The organism is Paenibacillus taiwanensis DSM 18679 (assembly GCF_000425125.1).
Taxonomy (GTDB): Bacteria; Bacillota; Bacilli; order Paenibacillales; family Paenibacillaceae; genus Paenibacillus_B; species Paenibacillus_B taiwanensis.
Genome location: NZ_AULE01000031.1, coordinates 155789 through 176634 on the forward strand (window position 1 = coordinate 155789; position 20846 = coordinate 176634).

Genomic DNA, 20846 nt, shown 5'->3' on the forward strand with positions numbered 1-20846 from the left:
TCATGCTGCTGTGGCTCGTTCATCTTCACGATGGCCTTCATTCCACCTTATAATCTTCCTTCAGTTTGTAGCCGCGCATCATCATTACCATGTGGGATATAAAGGACGATGCAATAGCACCTCCTACCATATATAAGATGCCCGCCACAGGTGATATGAGCCAGCCGGAAGCCGCACCCCACAGAATACCAGGCACTATTCCGTTTATTTTCACAAAATGAGAGGCTCCAATCTGAACTTGTTCCCTATCAAAGGCATACATCTTCCACACTTCACTGCCTATTAGCTCCCGCCAATAGGAATTCAGCCAGTATCCCAAAATCGCACACAGCACTGGGAAAACGAGCATCAACAAGGATACCGCCTTTAACGTCACTATAAACAGTGCAATCATACCTACCCCAATAAGTTGGCCATAAAATAGGAGATGAACACTGCTCCGCCACATCGTCTTTACGGCGATAGCACCTATTCGCTCACCTGCGGTATTAAGCGGCCTCCAGTACCCTGAATGAGGAAACAGCAGCGGCTTCTTGCCACGTTTCAGTCTAGGTTGTTTGCCAAGCGCTTGTTTTAACAGCAGACTTGTCAGCTTCATCTTAAAGGCTGTCTCTACATCTACATCTCTGTCGAATGTATATCGGACATGGATGCGCCATTTAGCCAACACATATGTACACAGGATGAGCAGCACGGCAATCACTGCACTTGCGAGCAAGTACGACAACGTGGAAATCATTATGTATCGAAAAGCTAGCAACATAGCCACATTCCATACCCAAATCCATACAACCTTCTTCCAGCCACTTATACGTACAGTAATCTGATTACTTATGAGTGCATGCATACAGCCAACCAATCCTGTAAGGAGCACTAACATCACTACACTTGCGACTTCAAAATGATATCCATAAAGAAGCCAAGGCAACAAAAGCAAGGTCACAGCACCTGTCAGCAGCGTCTGCCTCACGGCAAGCTCTAACAAGCCAAACCGAACAAATGTCTCATACCAGACGGGGTGCTGACGTAGAAACAAAATGTCCCCGCCTTCCGACCATGTTCGAACACGTGACATCAGAATGGGTACAAAAAACGGGTAAATCCATAACGTCTGAAATACTGCTTGTGACGGAATAACAACGGGTTCTGTCCACCAGCCATAATAAAATTTAAAGCCGAGCAGCAAAGCGGGTACAATTATATACAACATAACTGTCCAATCCATCACGATACGCAGGGCTTTCCATTGATAGTTCAGATTCAAGCGCCAACGTCGAAACACCAGCGGCCACGGCCGCATCATGTTAATACCTCGAAGCAGTCCATCAACGTACCCGCCGGCAGGCTGCTCTGTTCTCTTATTTCTTCAAACGTCCCTTGTGCCACAATTCGACCTTGATGAATTAGAATAAACCTATCGCATATTCGTTCAGCCGTATCAAGCACGTGGGTACTCATTAGCACCCCTGCTCCCCTTACCCGCTCCTCATAAAGCATGTCCAAAAATCGTTTGGTCGCTCGCGGGTCCAGACCTACAAAGGGCTCGTCAATAATGTAAAGTGAAGGCTGCAACATAAAGGCAATAATCAACATCAACTTCTGCTGCATGCCTTTGGAGAAGCTTGTCGGATAATGATGGACGACATCATTAAGCTGAAAGCGGGTAAGAAGCTCGTCTGCTCGAGCTTTAAATTGCTCCGCAGACATATTATAGGCGGCGGCTGCTAACTCAAGATGCTCCCATAATGTCATCGTATCATACAGGATGGGCTGTTCTGGCACATAAGCATATTTGCCTTTCCCGTCTTGACCAAAGCTGACGCTGCCTTTAACATGCCTCATAGTACCTAGTATCGACTTAATGGCAGTGCTTTTCCCAGCCCCATTTGGCCCGATTATGCCTACCAATTCACCAGGCTGCACGTCAAAGCTAATCTGATGGATCTTCATTTCCTGAGCATCGTACCCTGCTTGCTCCAAATTGACTTTAAGTATGCTCATACACGATCCTCCTCTATAACCATCCGTTTGTCCCCGTCACTATACTTCGCATAGAGGCAGACGTTAACGGTCAGCCAAATAATCGGGGACTGGATTAAGGGGGAAACGATCAAACGCTAGGGAGAATGTCTCTTGTCCCATGCCGCCGCCCCACTTTCTTATATAATAATCCTGATATAGAGGAAATGTCACCTCGTGTACATGCAACAAATACACGTCTGATTTCACCGTAGAAGCTCCATCATTATGATGCTTAACCGGAAGCAACGTCTCAATCAGCTCATAGTGACAGAGACGCATCCTTCTGAACCAATCAATATCGGAGTAATACATCGGCAAGTTCTGATCCCAAGGACCGACGGATTGAATGGCTTTCATAGAAAATGCAGCCAAGGTGTCGAAATATGTGTTCGCTGCCCCCCACTTCGTCCCGTCCTCCATTAGACACGTTAGACGTTTTAGAAACAGTTCAGGTGTGCCGCTCTCCGCTTCAGCATCACTATGCATATACATCACAAAGTCGCAATTCTGTTCCTTGCCCCAGTAATGAAGCATATTTTGTGATTGGCTATGCGACAACGGGATCGGCGGCTCATATACGGTAACCCCTTTCGGGATAGCCACCGCGGACCGCAACTCCTTGTTCCAAGAATTATCAATCACAATTACATGAGGCCAATACGCTTGAACACTGTAAAGTGCCTTATACAATAAATCCAAACGATTCACATAGAATATTCCCAGAACGTAATTCAATAGTACCGAGCCCCCTGCCGCAGCCGCTCAAGCGCGGTATTGATGTACCCTTACATATAATTCATCAAGGGCACATAATGAGCAGACTTTTGCCTAGTGCACAAGCAAATATTATAATTCAAACCAACCAGACCCCTTCTAACATCACGGAGTCAATATAATCAGCTTGCCAATGTTGGCGTTTCTCTCCATCTGGGCATGCGCTTCATTAACTTCCTCTGCATCCCAGACAGAATCGATAATCGGCTGCAACTGCCCTGACTTAAATAAAGGCAGCGCCCATTCGACAAAATTAGCTGTTAATGCTGCCTTTCGGGACAGAGGGAGCCCTCTTAAGGTGCTTCCTATAACATGAACCCGCTTCAGCATGACCGCCATAAGATCAAACGAGTCAATCTTGGCGCCGCCAAGCGCACCATACAACACGAAGCGACCATCATACGCCAAACTGTCCACGTTATCTTGCCAGTAAGAGGCCCCTACGGGATCTAGGATAAGCTCTACTCCATGCCCATTTGTTTCTTGTTGAATGGTCTCTTTAAACGATTGATGACGGTAGTTTACAACGCAATCTGCGCCAAGTCTCCTCACTGCCTCCGCCTTCTCATCTGTACCGACAGTTGCATACACGTGAGCACCTGCGGCTTTCGCCAGTTGAACAGCTGCCGTACCTACACCGCTTGCTGCTGCATGCACAAGAATACGCTCTCCCGCCTGTAGTCCGCCTAACTTAAAAGCGTTCAAATAAGCCGTCAGAAAAACTTCAGGAATACCAGCAGCCTGCTCCAGCGACAATTGATCGGGTATGTGAATCGCCATCGTTTGTGGGATTACTACATATTGTGCATATCCGCCACCTGAGAGAAGCGCTGCTACTCGTTCACCAACCTGCCAATTCACGACATTTGCTCCTACTTCCTCAATCGTGCCTGCCATTTCAAGGCCAAGAATGGGAGAAGCGCCTGGCGGTACTGGGTATTTGCCACGCTTCTGTAATAGATCTGCCCGATTGACGGCCGTTGCATAAATTCGGACTAACAATTCATCGGGACCACATGTTGGCTTTTCCCAATCCCCCCAGTATAAGTCATGATCACTTCCAACTAAACATGCCTTCATCCTATTTTGCATCCTCATAATCCTCCTTAAATGTGAGATTTCGCATTCATAATCTGACCAAAAATCAAACAAATTAAAAAAGTTTAAATTTATTGTGTTCAATCTTTCACAAATGTGATTAATGTTACGTTACAAAATTTAATTTCGTACTATCATGAAATCGTAACCATTCGAGTAAGGTGGGATTACTATGCATGAGCGTATTGACCGAGAAACCGAAGCATCTTTACATTTGTTCCGTGTATTTTCCAAAGCATTTAAAAGTGTGTCTGATCATTCCGCAGCCGGTTGCAAACATGAAGGTTTTAACCCAACTGATTTCGCCGTACTTGAAATGCTCTATCATAAAGGCCCGCAACCCATTCAACAGATTGGCTCCAAGCTGTTATTGCAAAGCGGCAATGTAACTTATGTCATCGATAAGCTAGAGCGAAATGGGTATCTGGAGCGTCACCCGAGCGCCAAAGATCGCCGTGTTATCTTCGCGGAATTGACAGCAGATGGTCGTAACATGATGGAGCGTATTTTCCCACGTCAGGCAGTCATGCTTCGTCGAGCACTAAGCGGCCTTACGCTGGATGAGAAGCAGCAGGCGATTGCCTTATTAAAGAAACTGGGGCTGCAAGCTGAACGACTTGGATGCACCAACAACAAATCGGGATCTTAATCTCAACAGCGAGAGCCGGTAGTTATACCGGCTCTTTAGGCTGTAACGTTATTGCAGTCTACTTAAACAGAAGTTTATCCTATACCGACGATGGTACGAATTTACATCGTTCGCGTTAACGCGCTTATCGTCGTTTATTTAGACGTGCCAACAAGATCCGTCTGGATTCTTCTAGCTTTACATTAATCTCATCGTTTATCGTCTTTAAAGCTGTTGCAGGGTACATATTAAATTCAATCGCTTTTAGCTTAGCCACACGGAACCACTCATTAGCCACCACATCAAGTGGTGTCGGCTTGTATTCTCTCATCTTCATAGCCAGATCCATGTACAGCTCGTTTGAATACTGGCCCCCGAGGAAATTACTGCTGTATTTCCGATCTAATACAGTCTTCCTAGAAGGCAAATGCGCGGCTACCGTAGCGTTACCATCCATCCCCATAAACATAGAGTACATAAATTTCCACGCGAGCGGCTTATTTTTGGATTGTTCTGATAACATCAAAGATGTAGATCCAGAATATCCATAAAGATTAAAGGGCAAACGTGTTACACGCCATAGTCCAGTTGTCTTAGGGGCCCACTGTTCTAATTGCAGTTCTCCCCATGTGCCAAGGTATACCATCGCCAGCTTGCCTGATTGTAAGGCTTGCTCTCCTAGCTCTGTCCATAATCCGATATTAGCATCAAGCCCTCTGCGGTTAACCTCTTGGGACAACTCAAGCCCCTGTCGAATAACTTCATTATTGCGGTTAAATCTCATACTACTATCAAATTGAGGTACTGTTGTCTCGTACAATTCCATAGGGTCCGCATCCCACTGCGTAATGAAGATTCCTTCTTTACGCAGCTTAATGGCCATATTCAGCCACCGCTCAGGGTCCTCCATATAACGCCCCAACGCCTCTGGCTCTGAGGGAAAGCCGTACTTCTCCAAAATATCTTTTCGATAGAACGTGACCCTGGGTGAAGAGGCAACGGGCAAAGCAATCAGTCTGGTCCCGTCATAAGATAACGTCGCATCCCACAGTGCTGGAGCAACGGTAGCCTTTAGCAAATCTGCTCTGAACGGTTCCTCCAACAAATTTACGATGCCTTCAATAGCATTAAATTCACCCAGAAACGTATTCTCCACTTCCATGACATCAGGTGCTTTCCCCTTGACCATAGCATCTAAATACGTTTGCGCATGATCATTGTAGGTAAAACGTTTGACATTAATCTTAACACCCTTGTTCTCTTGTTCAAACTTACTCGCAAAATCGGCACAACTATCACCATAACACCATACCGTCAGTTCTTGTGGAGGCTGAACATCTGATGCACTGACATTCTCTACAGGCAGCGTCGAAATCTTCTCTGTTCTGCATCCTGTTAGGAGCAAAACCAGTATAAAGAAGCTTATCCAACCATACCCTCGTAACAACCTTGCATGAGTCATACCGTTTCAACCCCCAAGTTGCGCCGCTCCGAGTATCCTTTCCACAACCGAAAACTCATGAAACCGAGCGGCAAATTCATCCGCTGCAAGCGGTGGACTGATGAGATATCCTTGATATTGCATACAATGAAGCGACTTCAAATGGATCAGTTCCTCAATTGTCTCTACACCCTCGGCCATCACTTTCAGATTCATGCTTTGCCCCATCTGAATAACCGCTTGTACAATCGAGGCATTCGCTTGATCATGCTGCAAGTGACGAACAAATGACCTGTCCATCTTAAGGACATGTATAGGCAACGTTTTTAAGCGGCTTAATGAGGAATAACCTGTGCCAAAATCGTCTACCGCAATCCGGATGCCACGTTTCTTCAGTTGTCGGAGTACATAATTAGCTTGTTCCACATGCTTGTGCACGTAACCTTCCGTTATTTCTAAAATCAGATGATGCGGATTAAAACTGGTTTCTCTTAAAATTCGGTCCACCATTGCTACAAAGTCGTGATTCAAAAACTGCCGGAGCGACACGTTTACGGATAGACCAAACAACGGCATGTTCCCTGTCTCCATCCAAGCGTTATGCTGAATGCAAGCTGTGCGCAGCACCCACTCCCCTACAGGAATAATGATTCCTGTTTCCTCCGCTAACGGAATAAATTGAGCAGGTGAGATGTAGCCTCGCTCTGGATGATTCCACCGTATAAGTGCTTCTACCGCTGTCACTTCTCCGTCAGCACTTACAATGGGCTGATAATGGAGCAGCAACTCATCTCTCTCCATCGCTTTGCGTAACTCGCTTTCCAGCATGGATCGCTCTGGAAGCTGTTCGGGATGGAGTTGATCATAGAACATGTAAGTCTGACCGCCTCGATCTTTGGCTGCGTACATCGCTGTATCCGCATGTTTCAGCAACGTCGTAAACTCTTGTCCATCTTGAGGATAGACTGCTATTCCGATTGCTGGCGAGACATACAGCTCATGTTCCAACACAAAGAAGCTGTCGCTAAAGTGCGACAAAATACGCTGTGCAACCGTCTTTGCGTCTTGCCTTGTGCTATCCTCCAGTACGATCACGAACTCATCGCCGCCCAAACGAGCACACATGTGCGAACCGCTTAGCTTGGACATACAACCGCTTAATCGCTGAGCGACTCTTACGAGCAGCGCATCTCCCACATTATGACCAAGCGAATCATTAATGTGCTTAAAGCGATCCAGATCGATAAACAACAGCACAATTTGCGAAGATTTAATTTCGGCTGCCTTAATGGCCTTCTCTAAATTAATAGAGAAGTAGTGGCGATTGGGCAACTGGGTGAGTGTGTCATAGTAAGCAAGCTGTTGCAGTCGTTCCTCTGACTTTTCCAACATATTGGTCTGATCAAGCAGTTTCTCATTCATACGATGCATCTCGCGAAACATCTCGATCAATCGTTCGGACATCATCTTGAAGTTATGCACAAGCGACCTCACTTCACCAATGTTGCTGTCAGGCCACGGAACCGACTGCTGCGTAAGCAGCTTCGTTGGCATGCCTGTCGTTATTTCTTTCAAATTGCCTAAAGAACGTGTGATATAACGGGTAACCATCAAGGCAATACCGCCTGCTAACGCACATAACAAAAACAACGTCAAAAACTTCTTCAGATACATCTCAATCGTACCCTGCAAATAGTACGAGATCGGAATAAACGTCATTACACGATGGGCCGGATGATTGCTGATCGTCTTCTCCAGCACATAATAGCCATCATTCCAGCGCCTAGTGTCATAATCATATTGGTGTTCGGGCGGCAGCCATCGATAGAACATTTTATCCACGTTAGGATTGGCTGTACTTTGAGATACTTTGTCACTTAGCAGGACTAAAGCTACCTCATCAATTTCTCCTTGTGGTCTATACGTGTTCATAGAGTCGAACCAGCGTGGATCCGTTGAGCCGACAATACGGTTTTGTTCATCGTATACGGCCATCTTCAACAGGCTGTGAAGCGAGTAGCTATTCAGCTTCTCCTCTACTTTTCCAGTCTCAATAATGGAGCGTAAATACAAACCTTGCTGTTCTTTTGGGCTCATATTTTGCAGCCAGTCCGTCATAAGGCGCGATTGCGTTTCTACCAGACTAAGCGAATCCGTCTCAATCTCTTTACGCATTTGTTGGCTATCCAGCACCATATTGATCATAAACGGGATAAATACGGCTGCAACACAGAGGTGGGTAAGTAATTGACTTAAGGATACGGTCTTCTTCTCCGAGTTAGGAATGATCCTCGACCACGGAAAATACGTAATGATGATATCTGCAATAAAGGCGTTAAGCAGGCCATTCATCGCGAACATAAAATATTGCAGCAGTGCTTCGGAGCTATAAATATCAGTCTGCAGGTAAAAAAATAATGTGGCGAACGGTGCGCCGATCACAAACCAAAACACGCCGTCCCAAAGAAGCAAGTGAGCTTTTCTACGTTCGTACAAGTATCCGACCATAATCAACTCAAGACCAATCAGCAGCAACGTAATCGAACCGTGCCCGAAGAAGTAAAGCCCTAAGCTGACTACTAGCGCCGAGCTCGCAGCCCAATAAGAGCCAAACAATACAAGAATGACGAGCAAAAAGGCACTGCAAATCATAAATTCCGCGCCATATGAATACTGTATGCCGTATTGCGTGGATATGGCCGCCAGAATGATGAGCAGCGCGCAGACGACACTCGCACGAAGCGAATGATAAGGCATGAGAGTACGCGGCATAACGGTGATGCTCCTTTACATATCAAACGCATTCCATCTATACTCCATCTGTGTATAGAAGTTCCCTGTACAATGATTTCGACATCAAGGTTACTTTTTCCTACTCCACAATCAGAAAAAAACCGACAACCGATAGTTGTCGGTAAATGTCTCTAATTCGCTTGTTTACATTGCTCTTCCGTAGCATGCTGCTTATTGGCAGTTGACTGATGCGCTGGCATGAACCAGACAAACAACCAGCTTGCCACAGCAAGTACCGCCAATAATACAAATACACTATGTAAGCCATTCTCCAAAAACTGACGCAATTGGACAAGCAAATCCGGTGACAGCTGATGCGCCTTTTCCGGTGTTAACAATTGGTTCAGGTCCTCATTAGTCACTTTGGAAGCCACCTCAGAACCCGCATGACGAACCGCTTGGGCAATGTGACTATTCAAAAAAGTACCAAACACTGCTATACCTAACGTTTGCCCTAATGTACGGATAAACGTGTTCAGTGCGGTTGACGCTCCACGCAAGTTCCAAGCGACGGTAGATTGGACAATAATCGTAAAACAAGTAAAGGAAAATCCAAAACCGAGTCCCGAAATAAAGGTAAGCGCCATAATCATCCACATTGAGGTATGACCGCTTATGCTGGCAAGCCATACTGAGCCTATTACAACTGCTGTCGTTCCTATAGCTACCGCAAGTCTCGCACCACTTTTGATTAACATACGTGCACCGACAACGGAACCGATCAGCCAGCCGATAGACATCGGCGTTAAGGATAATCCAGAATGCTGCGCACTCTCTCCGAGCACCCCTTGTATCCAAAGCGGCATATAAGAATTAATGCCGATAAGTACCCCGCTTAATAAAAAGCCAATACCATTGGAGACAGCTATGTCTCGGACACGAAACAATTGGAGCGGAACCATCGGCTCCTCCGTTTTTAATTCAATGCGGAAAAACAACATTAAAAACACAACTGCAATTCCGATAAGTGTATACATCACTGGAGAATTCCAAGCAATATCTTGCCCTCCCGTAATCAGCACAAACAAGAAGGCCGTCATCCCAATCGTAAATGTGACCGCACCGGCATAATCAATCGGCTTGTTTTTACGCTCAACCTTTTCATGGAAAGTGACGATGATCATCCATACCGATATAATGCCAAACGGGACATTAAAGAAAAAGATCCAGTGCCACGATAAAGAGTCCACAAAAAATCCGCCAACAAGCGGTCCCACAAGCCCCGCAATTCCCCAGATCGAGCTGAATAGTCCTTGAATCTTGGCTCTCTCTTCGAAGTTATAAATGTCCGCAACCATCGTAAATGTCACGGGCAGCACCGCGCCAGCTCCTATCCCTTGAATCGCCCGAAATACAATCATTTGCGTCATATTTTGGGACAACCCACACAACATCGAGCCGACAACAAACAGCACGGACCCAAAAATAAACACATTTTTGCGTCCAAATAAATCAGATAACTTGCCAAATAACGGCGTAGATACAGCCGTCGTTAATAAATAAGCCGCATAGACCCAGCTAATAAGTTTAAGCCCTCCAAGATCGGCTACAATCTTAGGAATAGCTGTGCTAACAACGGTAACTTCTATTGCAGCTAAAAAAGTAGACAATAGAAGTGCTAGCGTAACCATCTGACGGCTGCGCCCAGGCTTCATTGTCGCTTCGTGACCGTTGTGATAGGCACCACCATTTGACGTCTCGCTAGACATATATTTTGGTCCTCCTCATGTTCTCTGCTGAGCAAGGCTGAGAATACAATAATTTCATCTTACACCCGCAGTATTCCTTCATGCATGTTCCAATTCAACCATTCTGAATTTCCTTCTGTAAGCGCTGTCCACAAGGTATCATGCGTAGCAACCACAACAGCAGCACCGTTAGCTCTTGCGCGATCGCACCAGCTTATAATGTCTAGCGCTGCTTCCAAGTCCAAACCCGCTGTCGGTTCGTCCAACAATATGAGCGCAGGGGCATGAGCAGTTGCAATAAACAAGCTGAGCTTACGCTGAGCAGATAAGGAGCAATCGAGAGGATGACGATCCGCTTCTTGCAGCAGTTCAAGTTTCACCAGCTGTTGGTGGCACCATTCCTTGGCTGATAAAGTTGATAAAGCTGGCTCAAGTAGGCTGCATGCGTTCAATGAACTGGACTGCTGCGCCAGATCCAACGAATCCCACACCGCCATACATTCTTTCCAGACCTGATCAGTAATAAATGACGCATAAGCTTGTTGAGGGGCGTATCCGACATACTGAGCTAATGGTTCCGCCTTCATCATACGCAGTTCGTGCTCGTTAAATAATACAGATCCACGATAGCCACGTAACGCGCCAGTTAATACTCGGAATAAGGTTGATTTCCCTGCTCCGTTTGCACCTGTCAACAATATACCCTGCCCTCCACGCACTTCAGCCGTTACACCACGTAACGCCTCCGTTCCATGTGAGTAACGGACAGATACTGCGTCAAGTACGACGTGAACGGGTAACTTACGCACCTGTGCTGATCCCGGGTACACAGCTTCTGCTTCTGAACCGCGAGCAGCAGACATATCGACACGGCTTGTCGTGCCGTCTGGTTTATACTTTTGCAGCTTGCCATTGTCCAATTGCCAACATGTTGCATGCTGCCAAATCGGATGCTGCCAATCCTCCGCATCGAGCCGTGGAACCGTCATCCATAACGTACGTGTAGCAGAGCGTTCACCGTTTGGGTACATCCATTTATAAAGGGATGCTGCAAAGAGCCTACGCCCCTCTGCGTCCAGATGACTCCAAGCGTCATCCACAATAAGCACATCCGGTTCCATCGTCCATACCGATGCTGCTGCTATTCGCTGCTGCTGACCACCAGACAACTTTTCTACTTTTGCATGCCGGTAAGGCTCCATACTCAAAGCCGCCAATTGGGCATCTATTCTGTGACCGATCTCTGCCGCATCTACCCCCATATTTTCTGGACCAAATGCAAGCTCATCCTCAACTACACCGATTACAAACTGTTGCGAAGCGTCGCCACCTATATATCCAATTACGGGTGAAAGCTCTGGTGGGAGACATACGTTACTTCGGTTAGACGTTGTCCATTGTTCATCTTCGTTTACTTCTTGAGTAACTGCTTGGTCCTCGCTCTCGTACCAGCCAATATGACCAGACAGATCACCATCGTGCGTATGCATTAAACCTGCAAGCAGTTTGCATAATGTAGATTTGCCGCTGCCGTTACGACCAACAACAAGATGAACAGACCCCTGCATGATCGTTATGCTGCACTCGTGAAGGATCGGCATCCGTTCCCCGACATAGGTAAAGGTCACGCGCTCTACACGCATGACCTTCTCCGCTCTGTGCAGGGGCTGCTGCAAACTATACTCCATCCGTGTTCGTTCCACAGATAGCCCCTCCCTTGTGTATGCTCTTACATAATAATAAGCGTAAAATCGATTAGACTCAAGCTTGTTTCGAGCGAGCATCCCGTCCAATTGCAAATGGACGAACGTATCTTGTACCCGCTAATTGATCACCTAGCCACTTGGTCAGGGCACCGCAAAGCAGCATTCCACTTATGCAGCGTACGATCAAAGTAATAAGCAAAATTACAGGTGCATACTTCGTATAACCAAACATAAATGCCGCGACTACAAACCATAACGGCACCATAAGAGTTCCCACTAACAGCATCGTAACCCAACTGAACTTTTTGTACCGATACAAATAAAAAATCGGCTCAACAATAACAGCGTAACATGCCGCCGCGGCTATTGCGGACCAGGCACCGTAGGCTACCCCGATCATAATTTGCAGTAATGCACCTATAGCATAAGTAAATAATGCCGCGCCTGGCTTGCGAATGATATACATCGCAAGCAAACCGTAAACCATATACACACCAGTTATAGTTGATGTAAGTATAGGACCTCCCCATGCAGTCAGCAGCTTGCTAAGCGGTGAGATTAAACTGGATAGCACACTATTGGATGCAGCTAAAAGTGCCATTAGCACCCACTCGGTAATCGTAATGGACTGTATGAATGATTTACCTGCTTGTCTCATGTAAATGTTACCCCTTTTCAAATAAAAATGGTTTACCTTTATATAAGGTACAAGGGGACCTTCAGAAATGCAAGCGTAAATTATTGCACACGCGCTATAAAGCTATAGCCAATACAAGGAAGTGGCAGCGGTACCTATAGAAACCGCTGCCAAGCCTATCCCCAGTGGCGGAATGGGCAGCTTGCGCCACTGGGTCCGCTGCCCGCCTTGACCAAAGCGCTTCGCCTCCATTGACGTCGACACGACGTGAACATGGCGCAGCGCAGTCTGGGTCACGGCAAGCAGCAGTTGGCGAGCGGAGCGCAGCCGCTCGCCAATCCCGCGTGCTGGCGCCATGCGCCGCAGGCGCTGCGCATGGCGCATCTGCTCCGCTTCGGCAAGCAGCAGCGGCACGAAGCGGAGCGCAATGGCGGCCGCGTACGCTATGCGATCCGGTACGCGCAGCCGCCCGGTAAGCGCGGCGACCACATCGCGCGGCTCCGTGGTCGTCGCATATACGATCGATGACGCCATTAACGTCATCGATCGCAGCGTCAAGCTGACCGAATCACGCAACGCCTCTTCGGTCAGCAGCTTCCCGGTGAGCGAAGCCAAAATAGGCGTCTCACCGGGAAGCACAAGCCATTGAAACACGATGAGCGGAATGCCAAAGCTCAACAGCCAGATGGCAAGCAGCTTCCATTGTCTGCTGCTCCAATCTCCTCCTGTCCATCCTAATAAGAGGACAGAACCAAACCAAGCTGCTTGTCCCGCCAAAGACATCGTCATCATGACGGCAAGTCCCGTGCTGAGCAGCCATATCCCTTTTGTCAGCGGGTCAATTGTATGCAGCCATGCCCGCAGGCGGGTTCCATTCTTACCCGTGTTAGCCATACTACAACTGCAGCCCCCTGCCGCTCTCTGCCGATTCCGTCAGCAATGTGATTCCGTTGAATACATCCGCGACCGCCTCATGAATGAGCGGATTCGGCATCGACTGGAGAAACATCGCCATAGCCCGTGCCTTCACACTATCCCCGTTACCTTTTAACACTTCAGATTCCAGTACCGTATAAGCCTGTTCAGCTTCTTCTTTATGCTTCACATCACAGTCCCAGACTGCAATGGTATCCTTGAGCTTCCATACTGTATTCAGCAGCCCTTGCTGCTGTGGCGATATGCCAATCCGGCCTGCACGAATGAAGTCATTCATCATATCGTCTGTGAGCAGCGGTTCCGTCTGACGTTTCATAAAGTGTTCGGCAGATGCATCCAGCACACTCATAATAAACCCACTTACCCGCTCATAATCGATATGCTTCTTGTCAAAAGCCGTATAATTCATAAACTCGAAAGTCATTCCGCTTAATACGGCTGCCAAATCTAACCAGTAAGGTTCCGCTTGTGCGCCGTACACTTCACTAACAATATGCCGATACGTAAAGAAGCGCTTTGCTCGGAAATCAAAGATCATCTCTTTAAGCTCACGCTTCTGCTGAAGATGTGCTTCTTTTCTTTGTAAAAAGATAAACATTTTAAAGCGAACAAACTGTTCCAATGATTGTGTAATTAATCGTTCCATCTTGTCTCGCGGAGGTACTTGTTCAGCTAAGGTGTCGCGAAGTTTCTCGTACATATGCTGATGATAATATTCAAATATCGTAGTCATCAGCTCTTCCTTTGAACGGAAAAACGTATAAATAGACCCTTTTGCAATACCAATTCGATCTGCGATTTCTTGAATCGACGTATCATGGTATCCCTTTTCAGCAAATAACGCCAAGGCAGCCTCCATAATCTGACGCTTCTTCGGTTCCAATGTGACTCGGCCTCCTCACCGATGTCATTTGACCATGAAGTCATGCATCGGTTATGTTCTACCCCTTATGGTAACATAAAGCTGTTTGTGAAAGAAATATTTTAGAACGAAAACATTTGACTTTTAAGTCATCACAGTATATATTACAAGTCATGATTATTTTTGACCACTTGGTCACGGCAGTGTCCACCGCGTCATTAATGTGCATCGCGAGCGAATGAATACCGCAACAGTCACAGATTTAGAAAGGATTAAGGTGATATCTACATGAGTAATGACCACGTAAAGTCAAGGCGTAACATGGTGTTGGCCGGACTAATTTTGGGGATGTTCTTTAGCGCCCTAGAACAGACCATCGTAGGTACGGCTATGCCCACGATTATTAAGGAGCTTAATGGTTTTTCCTTCTTTGCTTGGGTAACGACAGCCTATATGATCTGTTCTACGACCGTTATCCCAATTGCAGGGAAATTAGCCGATATGTTCGGTAGAAGATTTATTTATTTGATCGGCTGGCTTATCTTTGTTGTCGGCTCCGCGCTATGCGCAACTGCGACTAATATGGAGCAGCTAGTTATTTACCGAGCCATTCAAGGCTTGGGCGGCGGCATGTTGATGCCCATGTCACAGACGATTATCGGTGATATATTTGACGCTGAACAGCGCGCCAAGTGGCAAGGTGTATTTGGTGCCATTTTCGGATTAAGCTCTGTTATTGGGCCGTTTATCGGCGGATTTATTGTAGACCATATTAGCTGGCACTGGATTTTCCTGATTAATGTACCTTTTGGATTGTTGTCCACTGCACTTATTTTTATTGGCATGAAAGCAATTGAACAACCAAAGGTGACCCTTTCGGGCAAAAGACCACCCATTGACTGGTACGGCATAATGACACTAATACCGTGCTTGGTGCTTATGCTGCTGGCAATGTCTATTGATCATGAGACTTACCCTTGGGATTCCTTTACAACGTTATCGTTGTTCGCAGCATCGTTTGTATTTCTTATTCTGTTTATCTTTGTAGAGAGACGTGCAGAGGAACCTATAATTGATATGAGCTTGTTTAAAAGCCGTGTATTTAACGTTTCTTCTGCGCTCGGCTTCCTTGTTGGTTTGGGTATGTTTGGGGCCATTATGTTTGTGCCGATGTTTATGCAAGGTATACTGGGTGTCTCCTCTACTCAAGCAGGCTCGACGATGACACCTATGATGATCTCCCTTATTGCAGCTAGTATACTCGGGGGAAGAATGCTCTTGAAAGTACCTTACCGCAGTGTGCTGGCGGCAGGCATGGCAATTGCTGGAGTTGGCTTTTATTTGATGAGTACGATGGGGGTAGGCACTTCACAGTTCACCGCATATCTGTTTATGATTGTGCTCGGATTCGGCATCGGTCTAGTAATGCCTACGATTACCATCGTTGTGCAAAATGAGTTTCCGCGGGAGCAGTTAGGTACGGTTACTTCATCGACTACGTTTTTCCGTTCTATCGGGGGAACAATCGGTGCTACTGTATTTAACGTTATCATGAACGAAGTGGTCAAATCTAACATGGCCTCAGCTACTGCTCATGCAGACCCGCTGGTCAAAGGAATGTTTGAACAAATTGGAACAGATTCTAACAAACTGTATCAAATATTAGTGAATCCTGAGGTGCAGGAGAAAATACCGGCCGCAGCAAAAGATACGATTATTACCCTTGTTAAAGACAATTGGTCAGCTTCCTTCTCTACCGTATTTTTGAGCGGCCTAATCTTTATTGTGCTCGGTATACTCGTATCGCTGTTTATTGGTAAAGGTAGACTACAGTCAGGGGGCAAAGAGAAACAAGAGGTAGCTTCATAATGATATTGCCCTAAATGATGCTGAACTCATGAGCCTTAATACAAGCTTTCGTATCACAAAAAGTGATGCGGGAGCTTTTTTTATCCTTTTTTTCGATACAATATAACATTTTTTGTCTTTTAAATTTGTTGTATACGTATTAATATAGGAACATAAGTTCTCATATTGGTTGTTAAATTCCTTTTTTGAACTCCATATTTTATGAAGTCATTAATTATAAAAGGGGTATATCCAATGAACCAAGGCTTAAGTATTATAGATTCTTATAAAGAAGAGCTTCATAGAATCGCATGGCGACTGCAATATCGGGCAAGAAGAAATTGTAACCGTGAACTTCCACTAACTTATTATAGTCCACAACCTAACCATTCAACTGAGTGGGTGGAATCCGTCTTGTTGCATCAATTGATTTGCTCTATTCCTTCAGCTACAGGGAAAAAAATTATATATGAACTTTATTTGCAAGATAAGACGGAGGTACAGGTTGCTCAAAATCTAAACATCAGTCAGCAGGCGGTGAATAAATGGAAGAAAAAAAGTCTCCAGTTTCTATATCAGACGATGACTTCTCAAGATTGATTCAATTAGCCCAACAGAACAACCATGACGCTATCATTCAATTAATAAATTTCTTTAAGGACGACATCATTCATTTGAGCAGGTATATTAAAATGCCACAAGAGGATGCCGTTCAAAGTATGATTGTGGAACTCATTGAATTGTTTAAACAAAGAAAAACTCGGTAACACGTACAATATTTCCAACGGAGTCATCTCCAGATATTACGTTTAACCTTATACATCAACATTTGTATACTAATACGAATCCCCGCCATTACTAATAATTCTAATAATATGACTGTAAACACTTATCCTATTTTGCTCCTTTTTTAAATCAAGGTTGTTAATTGGTTCTCTAAAACACCTTATATATGAGCGCATAAAAAAGAATGAATACAGGGGAATTGTATTCATTCGGAAATTCCCTATGCAGCATCAAATAAAAAGGAGTGGATCAAATGGCTAATATTGTAGTATTACGGGTAGCTGCTTTTATTCCTCAAGATTGGATTCTTTTCTTATCAACCTCTGCTGTTGATGTGTATTATAATGGAAACAACAGGGAGTTTACTTATTTTACTGAGAACCAGCCAAGTCTTTCAAAAATGGTCCAGCATATTGTCGTTGATTTTAAGAACAAGGTGATTACACCCTATAAGAGTGTAGGACCGACAACGGAGAAGACCGTTAGCAAGAAAGGCGAGGCAACTCGTTATGCACATAAACAAGCAGGAGATGAAGGATTAACTTTTTCCCAAAAAAGTATTAGCAGCAGTTCTGCATCTTTCTCCATTCGTGCATCAGCTGGGAATCCATTGTTTACGGATGCACCAAACATTGATTGGAAATACGACGTTACTGTAAAAAGCAACGGTACTGTCACTATAGTTGGTGAGCATGATGGCTATCCTGCACATGAAATTTACAAACGTGTTGATAACGGTACCCCTGTTAAGATTTATACACACGACCCTAGAAAAACGGGTGATACTCCACTTTCTTTAGGCGGAAAAATGGAGTACAAGGTAGATAAAACAGTATAATCAAAATACAGGTCAAGCCTCTCCACAAGCTTGACCTGTTTTAATTTACACTTTGATTAAGTACACCTAACGTTACCACGATGACAAGTATAGAAATAGCCGAATAAATCTTAACACCGTGCTTTTTGTGTGCAACATGACAGCCATAAGAGAATAATAAAGCTGTCCCGGTAAAAAACACATAAAAAGGAAGCGCCTCAGAAGATACAAAGTAGCTAATATCTACAAAAAAACGAAATCCCATCATGACGGCAGCTATATAAGTTGGGATAATTCCCACCAGTATAAATATAACGGTGCGTATAAAAAATGACGGCACGTTTTTTATTTTAAGTACCATGTCGATACCTAAATAACAAGCTATTACGATAAAAATGTAAGACGGGGCCGTCCAAGTTATAAGTTTTCCTATTTCGTGGACGATATTTTGTTGGTATATAAATAAAAAAAGACAAATATAAAATAGAATTCCTGTAAAATAGCTTGAAACAGAAACAAATCCAAAAAACAAAGTCCTTCTCATGCTACATCCACACCTTTCTATTCTAAGTTTTTCCACCACAATATCAATATACCATTTCATACCATATATCAAAAGGATTTAAATAAACAAATCGACCGCCAGCGGCTTACTCATCTTGTGATGAATGCCCCGTGACGGTCGATTTGTACATGATTTAGAGTATAAACATTACACGTGTTTAATAAATGTCGCATGCCAAAGTGCAAACACATACAACACCCATAGCTTACGCGAGTAATCACCTTGTCCGGCTTTGTGGCGGCGGAACATATCTTCAACCGCACTTAAGTTAATGATTGGATCGATACCGCTCGCAGAGATATGCTCCCACATCGTATCAGCCCGCTGTGTACGCATCCAGTCGCGCATTGGCACTGGGAATCCAAGCTTCGGTCTGTTTAGCACTGAATCCGGAATAACACCCTGCATCGCCTTGCGCAGTGCATATTTGGTCGTGCCTTCTGCAATACGATATTTCATCGGGATACGGCGTGCGACATCAAACACTTTACGGTCCAGGAACGGCACCCGCAGTTCCATCGAATGCGCCATCGTCAGCTTGTCCGCTTTCATCAAGATGTCACCAGGCATCCACAGATTCATATCAATATACTGCATGCGGGATACGGGGTCCAGATGCTTTGTCCGATCATAATATAACTTAGCCTTGTCAAACGGTTTAGAGAATGTCTCAATCTGCTCTTCTGTTGCACGCAACAAACCTAGCTTCGTATCATCAGAGAAAATATTAGCATTGCCCAGGAAACGCTCTTCAAGCGGAGTAGTGCCACGCATCAAGTAATTCTTGCCGTAGAAATTAGGCATCTTCTTCAGCATCTGATTCACTGAGCGCTGCATCCCCTCTGGCATCCAGGAAAGATAGCGTAAAGAGTGGGGTTCCCGGTAAATCCGATAGCCCCCAAACAATTCATCTGCCCCTTCGCCGGACAATACTACCGTGACGTGCTCACGAGCCAGTCTGGCTACTTCATAAAGCGCAATGGCGGACGGGTCCGCAATCGGCTCATCCAAGTGCCAGATGGCACGAGGAACCGCGTCAAAGTACATCTCCTCAGTAATCATGCGATCATAATGCTCAGTGTCGATCTGACGCGCAGTATCACGGGCGATAATGGTCTCATTATTCGCACCCTCGAAGCCAACACTAAACGTCTTGATAGGCTCCATTGAACGCATCAATGTTGAAGTAATTGTAGAGTCAATACCACTCGACAAGAAACATCCCCGCTGAACTTCACTATGCAAGTGATGCTTCACGGAATCCGTCATAACATCACGAATTTCTTCAAGTACTTGTGCCAATGGACGATCCATCGGGTCAAACATCGGGTCCCAGTACTTGCGAATTTGTGGAGCACCCTCAAATGGAATCGTGATGGAATGAGCCGGCGGCAGCTTATGTATGCCGTCATACATCGTATCTGGGTCTGGAACATATTGGAACGTCAAATAATTGTAGAAACTGTTCATATTTAATTGGCGTGGCATGCCAGGCACGGTGAGCAAGCTTTTGATCTCTGAACCAAACGCAAACATATCACGGTTATAAAAATAATACACTGGCTTAATTCCAAAATGGTCTCGTGCTAAGAACAGCTGCTGCTTGTTGCGATCCCAGATGGCAAATCCGAACATGCCTCTCAAATGATGAACACAATCCTCGCCATGTTCTTCATACAAGTGCACAATAACCTCTGTATCTGTATGGGTCTTGAACTGATGACCACGGTGGATCAGATCGTTGCGCAGCTCCATGTAATTATAAATTTCCCCATTAAAAACAATCCATACCGAATCGTCTTCATTGCTAAGCGGTTGAGCACCTTCCGCCACATCAATGATAGACAGACGACGGAATCCCAATCCCACGCGATCCCCGATCCACAACTTGCCATCATTCGGTCCACGATGATGAATGACCGACATCATGCTGCTAATAATATGTTCAGACGGTTGTTGACCGTCAAAATTCAATAGGCCCGCTATTCCACACATTGTTCTCCTTAACCCCTTCGCTAACACGTATAACAGTGTCGAATTAATTCATATTATGAAATCCCTGCGACTTACGCGGAGGGCGTTGCTGATCCTTGATACAGCCTTCGCTACATTATAAACCTTTTTGACGGAAAACGACACCGCCGACAACAATCGTTACTCAAAAATCATACTCTCCATCATAGTACATGTGAAGGCTCTATGCCAACCTACTTTTACAGTAAATTTTTATACCATATGTATAATT

Annotated in this window: 17 protein-coding genes; 4 read left to right on the forward strand and 13 right to left on the reverse strand. The window is 45.3% G+C overall.

Annotation, left to right across the window (positions count from 1 at the left end; translation table 11 throughout):
- Window positions 1-37: 37 nt before the first annotated feature.
- From H509_RS24680 to H509_RS0108380, 4 genes are all read right to left on the reverse strand, one after another.
- A complete protein-coding gene (locus H509_RS24680) occupies window positions 38-1303 on the reverse strand; it encodes an ABC transporter permease (protein ID WP_036696746.1) in 1266 nt (421 codons plus the stop codon).
- The gene (locus H509_RS0108370; RefSeq protein ID WP_028544690.1) at window positions 1300-2001 is read right to left on the reverse strand and encodes an ABC transporter ATP-binding protein; all 702 of its coding nucleotides are present in this window, start codon (window positions 1999-2001) and stop codon (window positions 1300-1302) included. Before H509_RS0108370 ends, H509_RS24680 begins: the two co-directional genes overlap by 4 nt.
- A 63-nt stretch (window positions 2002-2064) precedes the next feature.
- Window positions 2065-2757, reverse strand: a complete 693-nt coding sequence (locus H509_RS0108375) for a glycosyltransferase family 2 protein (RefSeq protein WP_028544691.1) — start codon at window positions 2755-2757, stop codon at window positions 2065-2067.
- 144 nt (window positions 2758-2901) lie between these two features.
- Window positions 2902-3888, reverse strand: a complete 987-nt coding sequence (locus tag H509_RS0108380; protein WP_211234318.1) for an NAD(P)H-quinone oxidoreductase — start codon at window positions 3886-3888, stop codon at window positions 2902-2904.
- Between the two features lie 178 nt (window positions 3889-4066).
- Between H509_RS0108380 and H509_RS0108385 the strand changes: the two genes are divergently transcribed.
- Entirely contained in the window at window positions 4067-4543 is a 477-nt protein-coding gene (locus H509_RS0108385; protein ID WP_028544693.1) for a MarR family winged helix-turn-helix transcriptional regulator, read from the forward strand.
- A gap of 124 nt (window positions 4544-4667) precedes the next feature.
- On the opposite strand, the gene H509_RS24685 is transcribed toward H509_RS0108385, so the two are convergent.
- The 7 genes from H509_RS24685 to H509_RS24700 all read right to left on the reverse strand — a co-directional run bounded on the left by H509_RS24685 (window position 4668) and on the right by H509_RS24700 (window position 14606).
- Window positions 4668-5984, reverse strand: a complete 1317-nt coding sequence (locus tag H509_RS24685) for an ABC transporter substrate-binding protein (RefSeq protein ID WP_051286896.1) — start codon at window positions 5982-5984, stop codon at window positions 4668-4670.
- Window positions 5985-5990: 6 nt separating this feature from the next.
- Window positions 5991-8735: a putative bifunctional diguanylate cyclase/phosphodiesterase gene (locus H509_RS24690; RefSeq protein WP_051286897.1), complete on the reverse strand. Its 2745-nt coding sequence runs from the start codon at window positions 8733-8735 to the stop codon at window positions 5991-5993.
- 152 nt (window positions 8736-8887) lie between these two features.
- Window positions 8888-10411: an MDR family MFS transporter gene (locus tag H509_RS24695; RefSeq protein WP_051286909.1), complete on the reverse strand. Its 1524-nt coding sequence runs from the start codon at window positions 10409-10411 to the stop codon at window positions 8888-8890.
- A 113-nt stretch (window positions 10412-10524) separates the two neighbouring features.
- A complete protein-coding gene (locus H509_RS0108405) occupies window positions 10525-12147 on the reverse strand; it encodes an ATP-binding cassette domain-containing protein (RefSeq protein ID WP_028544694.1) in 1623 nt (540 codons plus the stop codon).
- Window positions 12148-12205: 58 nt separating this feature from the next.
- Window positions 12206-12808 carry an ECF transporter S component gene (locus H509_RS0108410; protein WP_028544695.1) on the reverse strand — a complete coding sequence of 201 codons (603 nt, stop codon included), beginning with the start codon at window positions 12806-12808 and terminating at the stop codon, window positions 12206-12208.
- A 102-nt stretch (window positions 12809-12910) separates the two neighbouring features.
- Window positions 12911-13681 (reverse strand): energy-coupling factor transporter transmembrane component T family protein, encoded by a 771-nt coding sequence (locus H509_RS0108415; RefSeq protein WP_051286898.1) that lies wholly within the window; start codon window positions 13679-13681, stop codon window positions 12911-12913.
- A gap of 1 nt (window position 13682) precedes the next feature.
- Complete coding sequence (locus tag H509_RS24700; protein ID WP_051286899.1) at window positions 13683-14606, reverse strand: TetR/AcrR family transcriptional regulator; 924 nt, start codon at window positions 14604-14606, stop codon at window positions 13683-13685.
- A 267-nt stretch (window positions 14607-14873) separates the two neighbouring features.
- Between H509_RS24700 and H509_RS24705 the strand changes: the two genes are divergently transcribed.
- From H509_RS24705 to H509_RS0108440, 3 genes are all read left to right on the forward strand, one after another.
- On the forward strand, window positions 14874-16454 hold the full coding sequence (locus H509_RS24705) for an MDR family MFS transporter (RefSeq protein WP_036696749.1): 1581 nt from the start codon (window positions 14874-14876) through the stop codon (window positions 16452-16454).
- 234 nt (window positions 16455-16688) lie between these two features.
- On the forward strand, window positions 16689-17033 hold the full coding sequence (locus tag H509_RS27160; protein WP_028544697.1) for a hypothetical protein: 345 nt from the start codon (window positions 16689-16691) through the stop codon (window positions 17031-17033).
- A 439-nt stretch (window positions 17034-17472) separates the two neighbouring features.
- Window positions 17473-18057: a DUF3238 domain-containing protein gene (locus tag H509_RS0108440; RefSeq protein ID WP_028544699.1), complete on the forward strand. Its 585-nt coding sequence runs from the start codon at window positions 17473-17475 to the stop codon at window positions 18055-18057.
- A 40-nt stretch (window positions 18058-18097) separates the two neighbouring features.
- Here H509_RS0108440 and H509_RS0108445 read toward each other — a convergent pair whose 3' ends face one another.
- Together H509_RS0108445 and asnB are read right to left on the reverse strand one after the other, a co-directional pair.
- On the reverse strand, window positions 18098-18640 hold the full coding sequence (locus tag H509_RS0108445; protein WP_157277567.1) for a hypothetical protein: 543 nt from the start codon (window positions 18638-18640) through the stop codon (window positions 18098-18100).
- A gap of 108 nt (window positions 18641-18748) precedes the next feature.
- Complete coding sequence (gene asnB / locus H509_RS0108450) at window positions 18749-20596, reverse strand: asparagine synthase (glutamine-hydrolyzing) (protein WP_028544701.1); 1848 nt, start codon at window positions 20594-20596, stop codon at window positions 18749-18751.
- Between the last annotated feature and the right edge of the window lie 250 nt (window positions 20597-20846).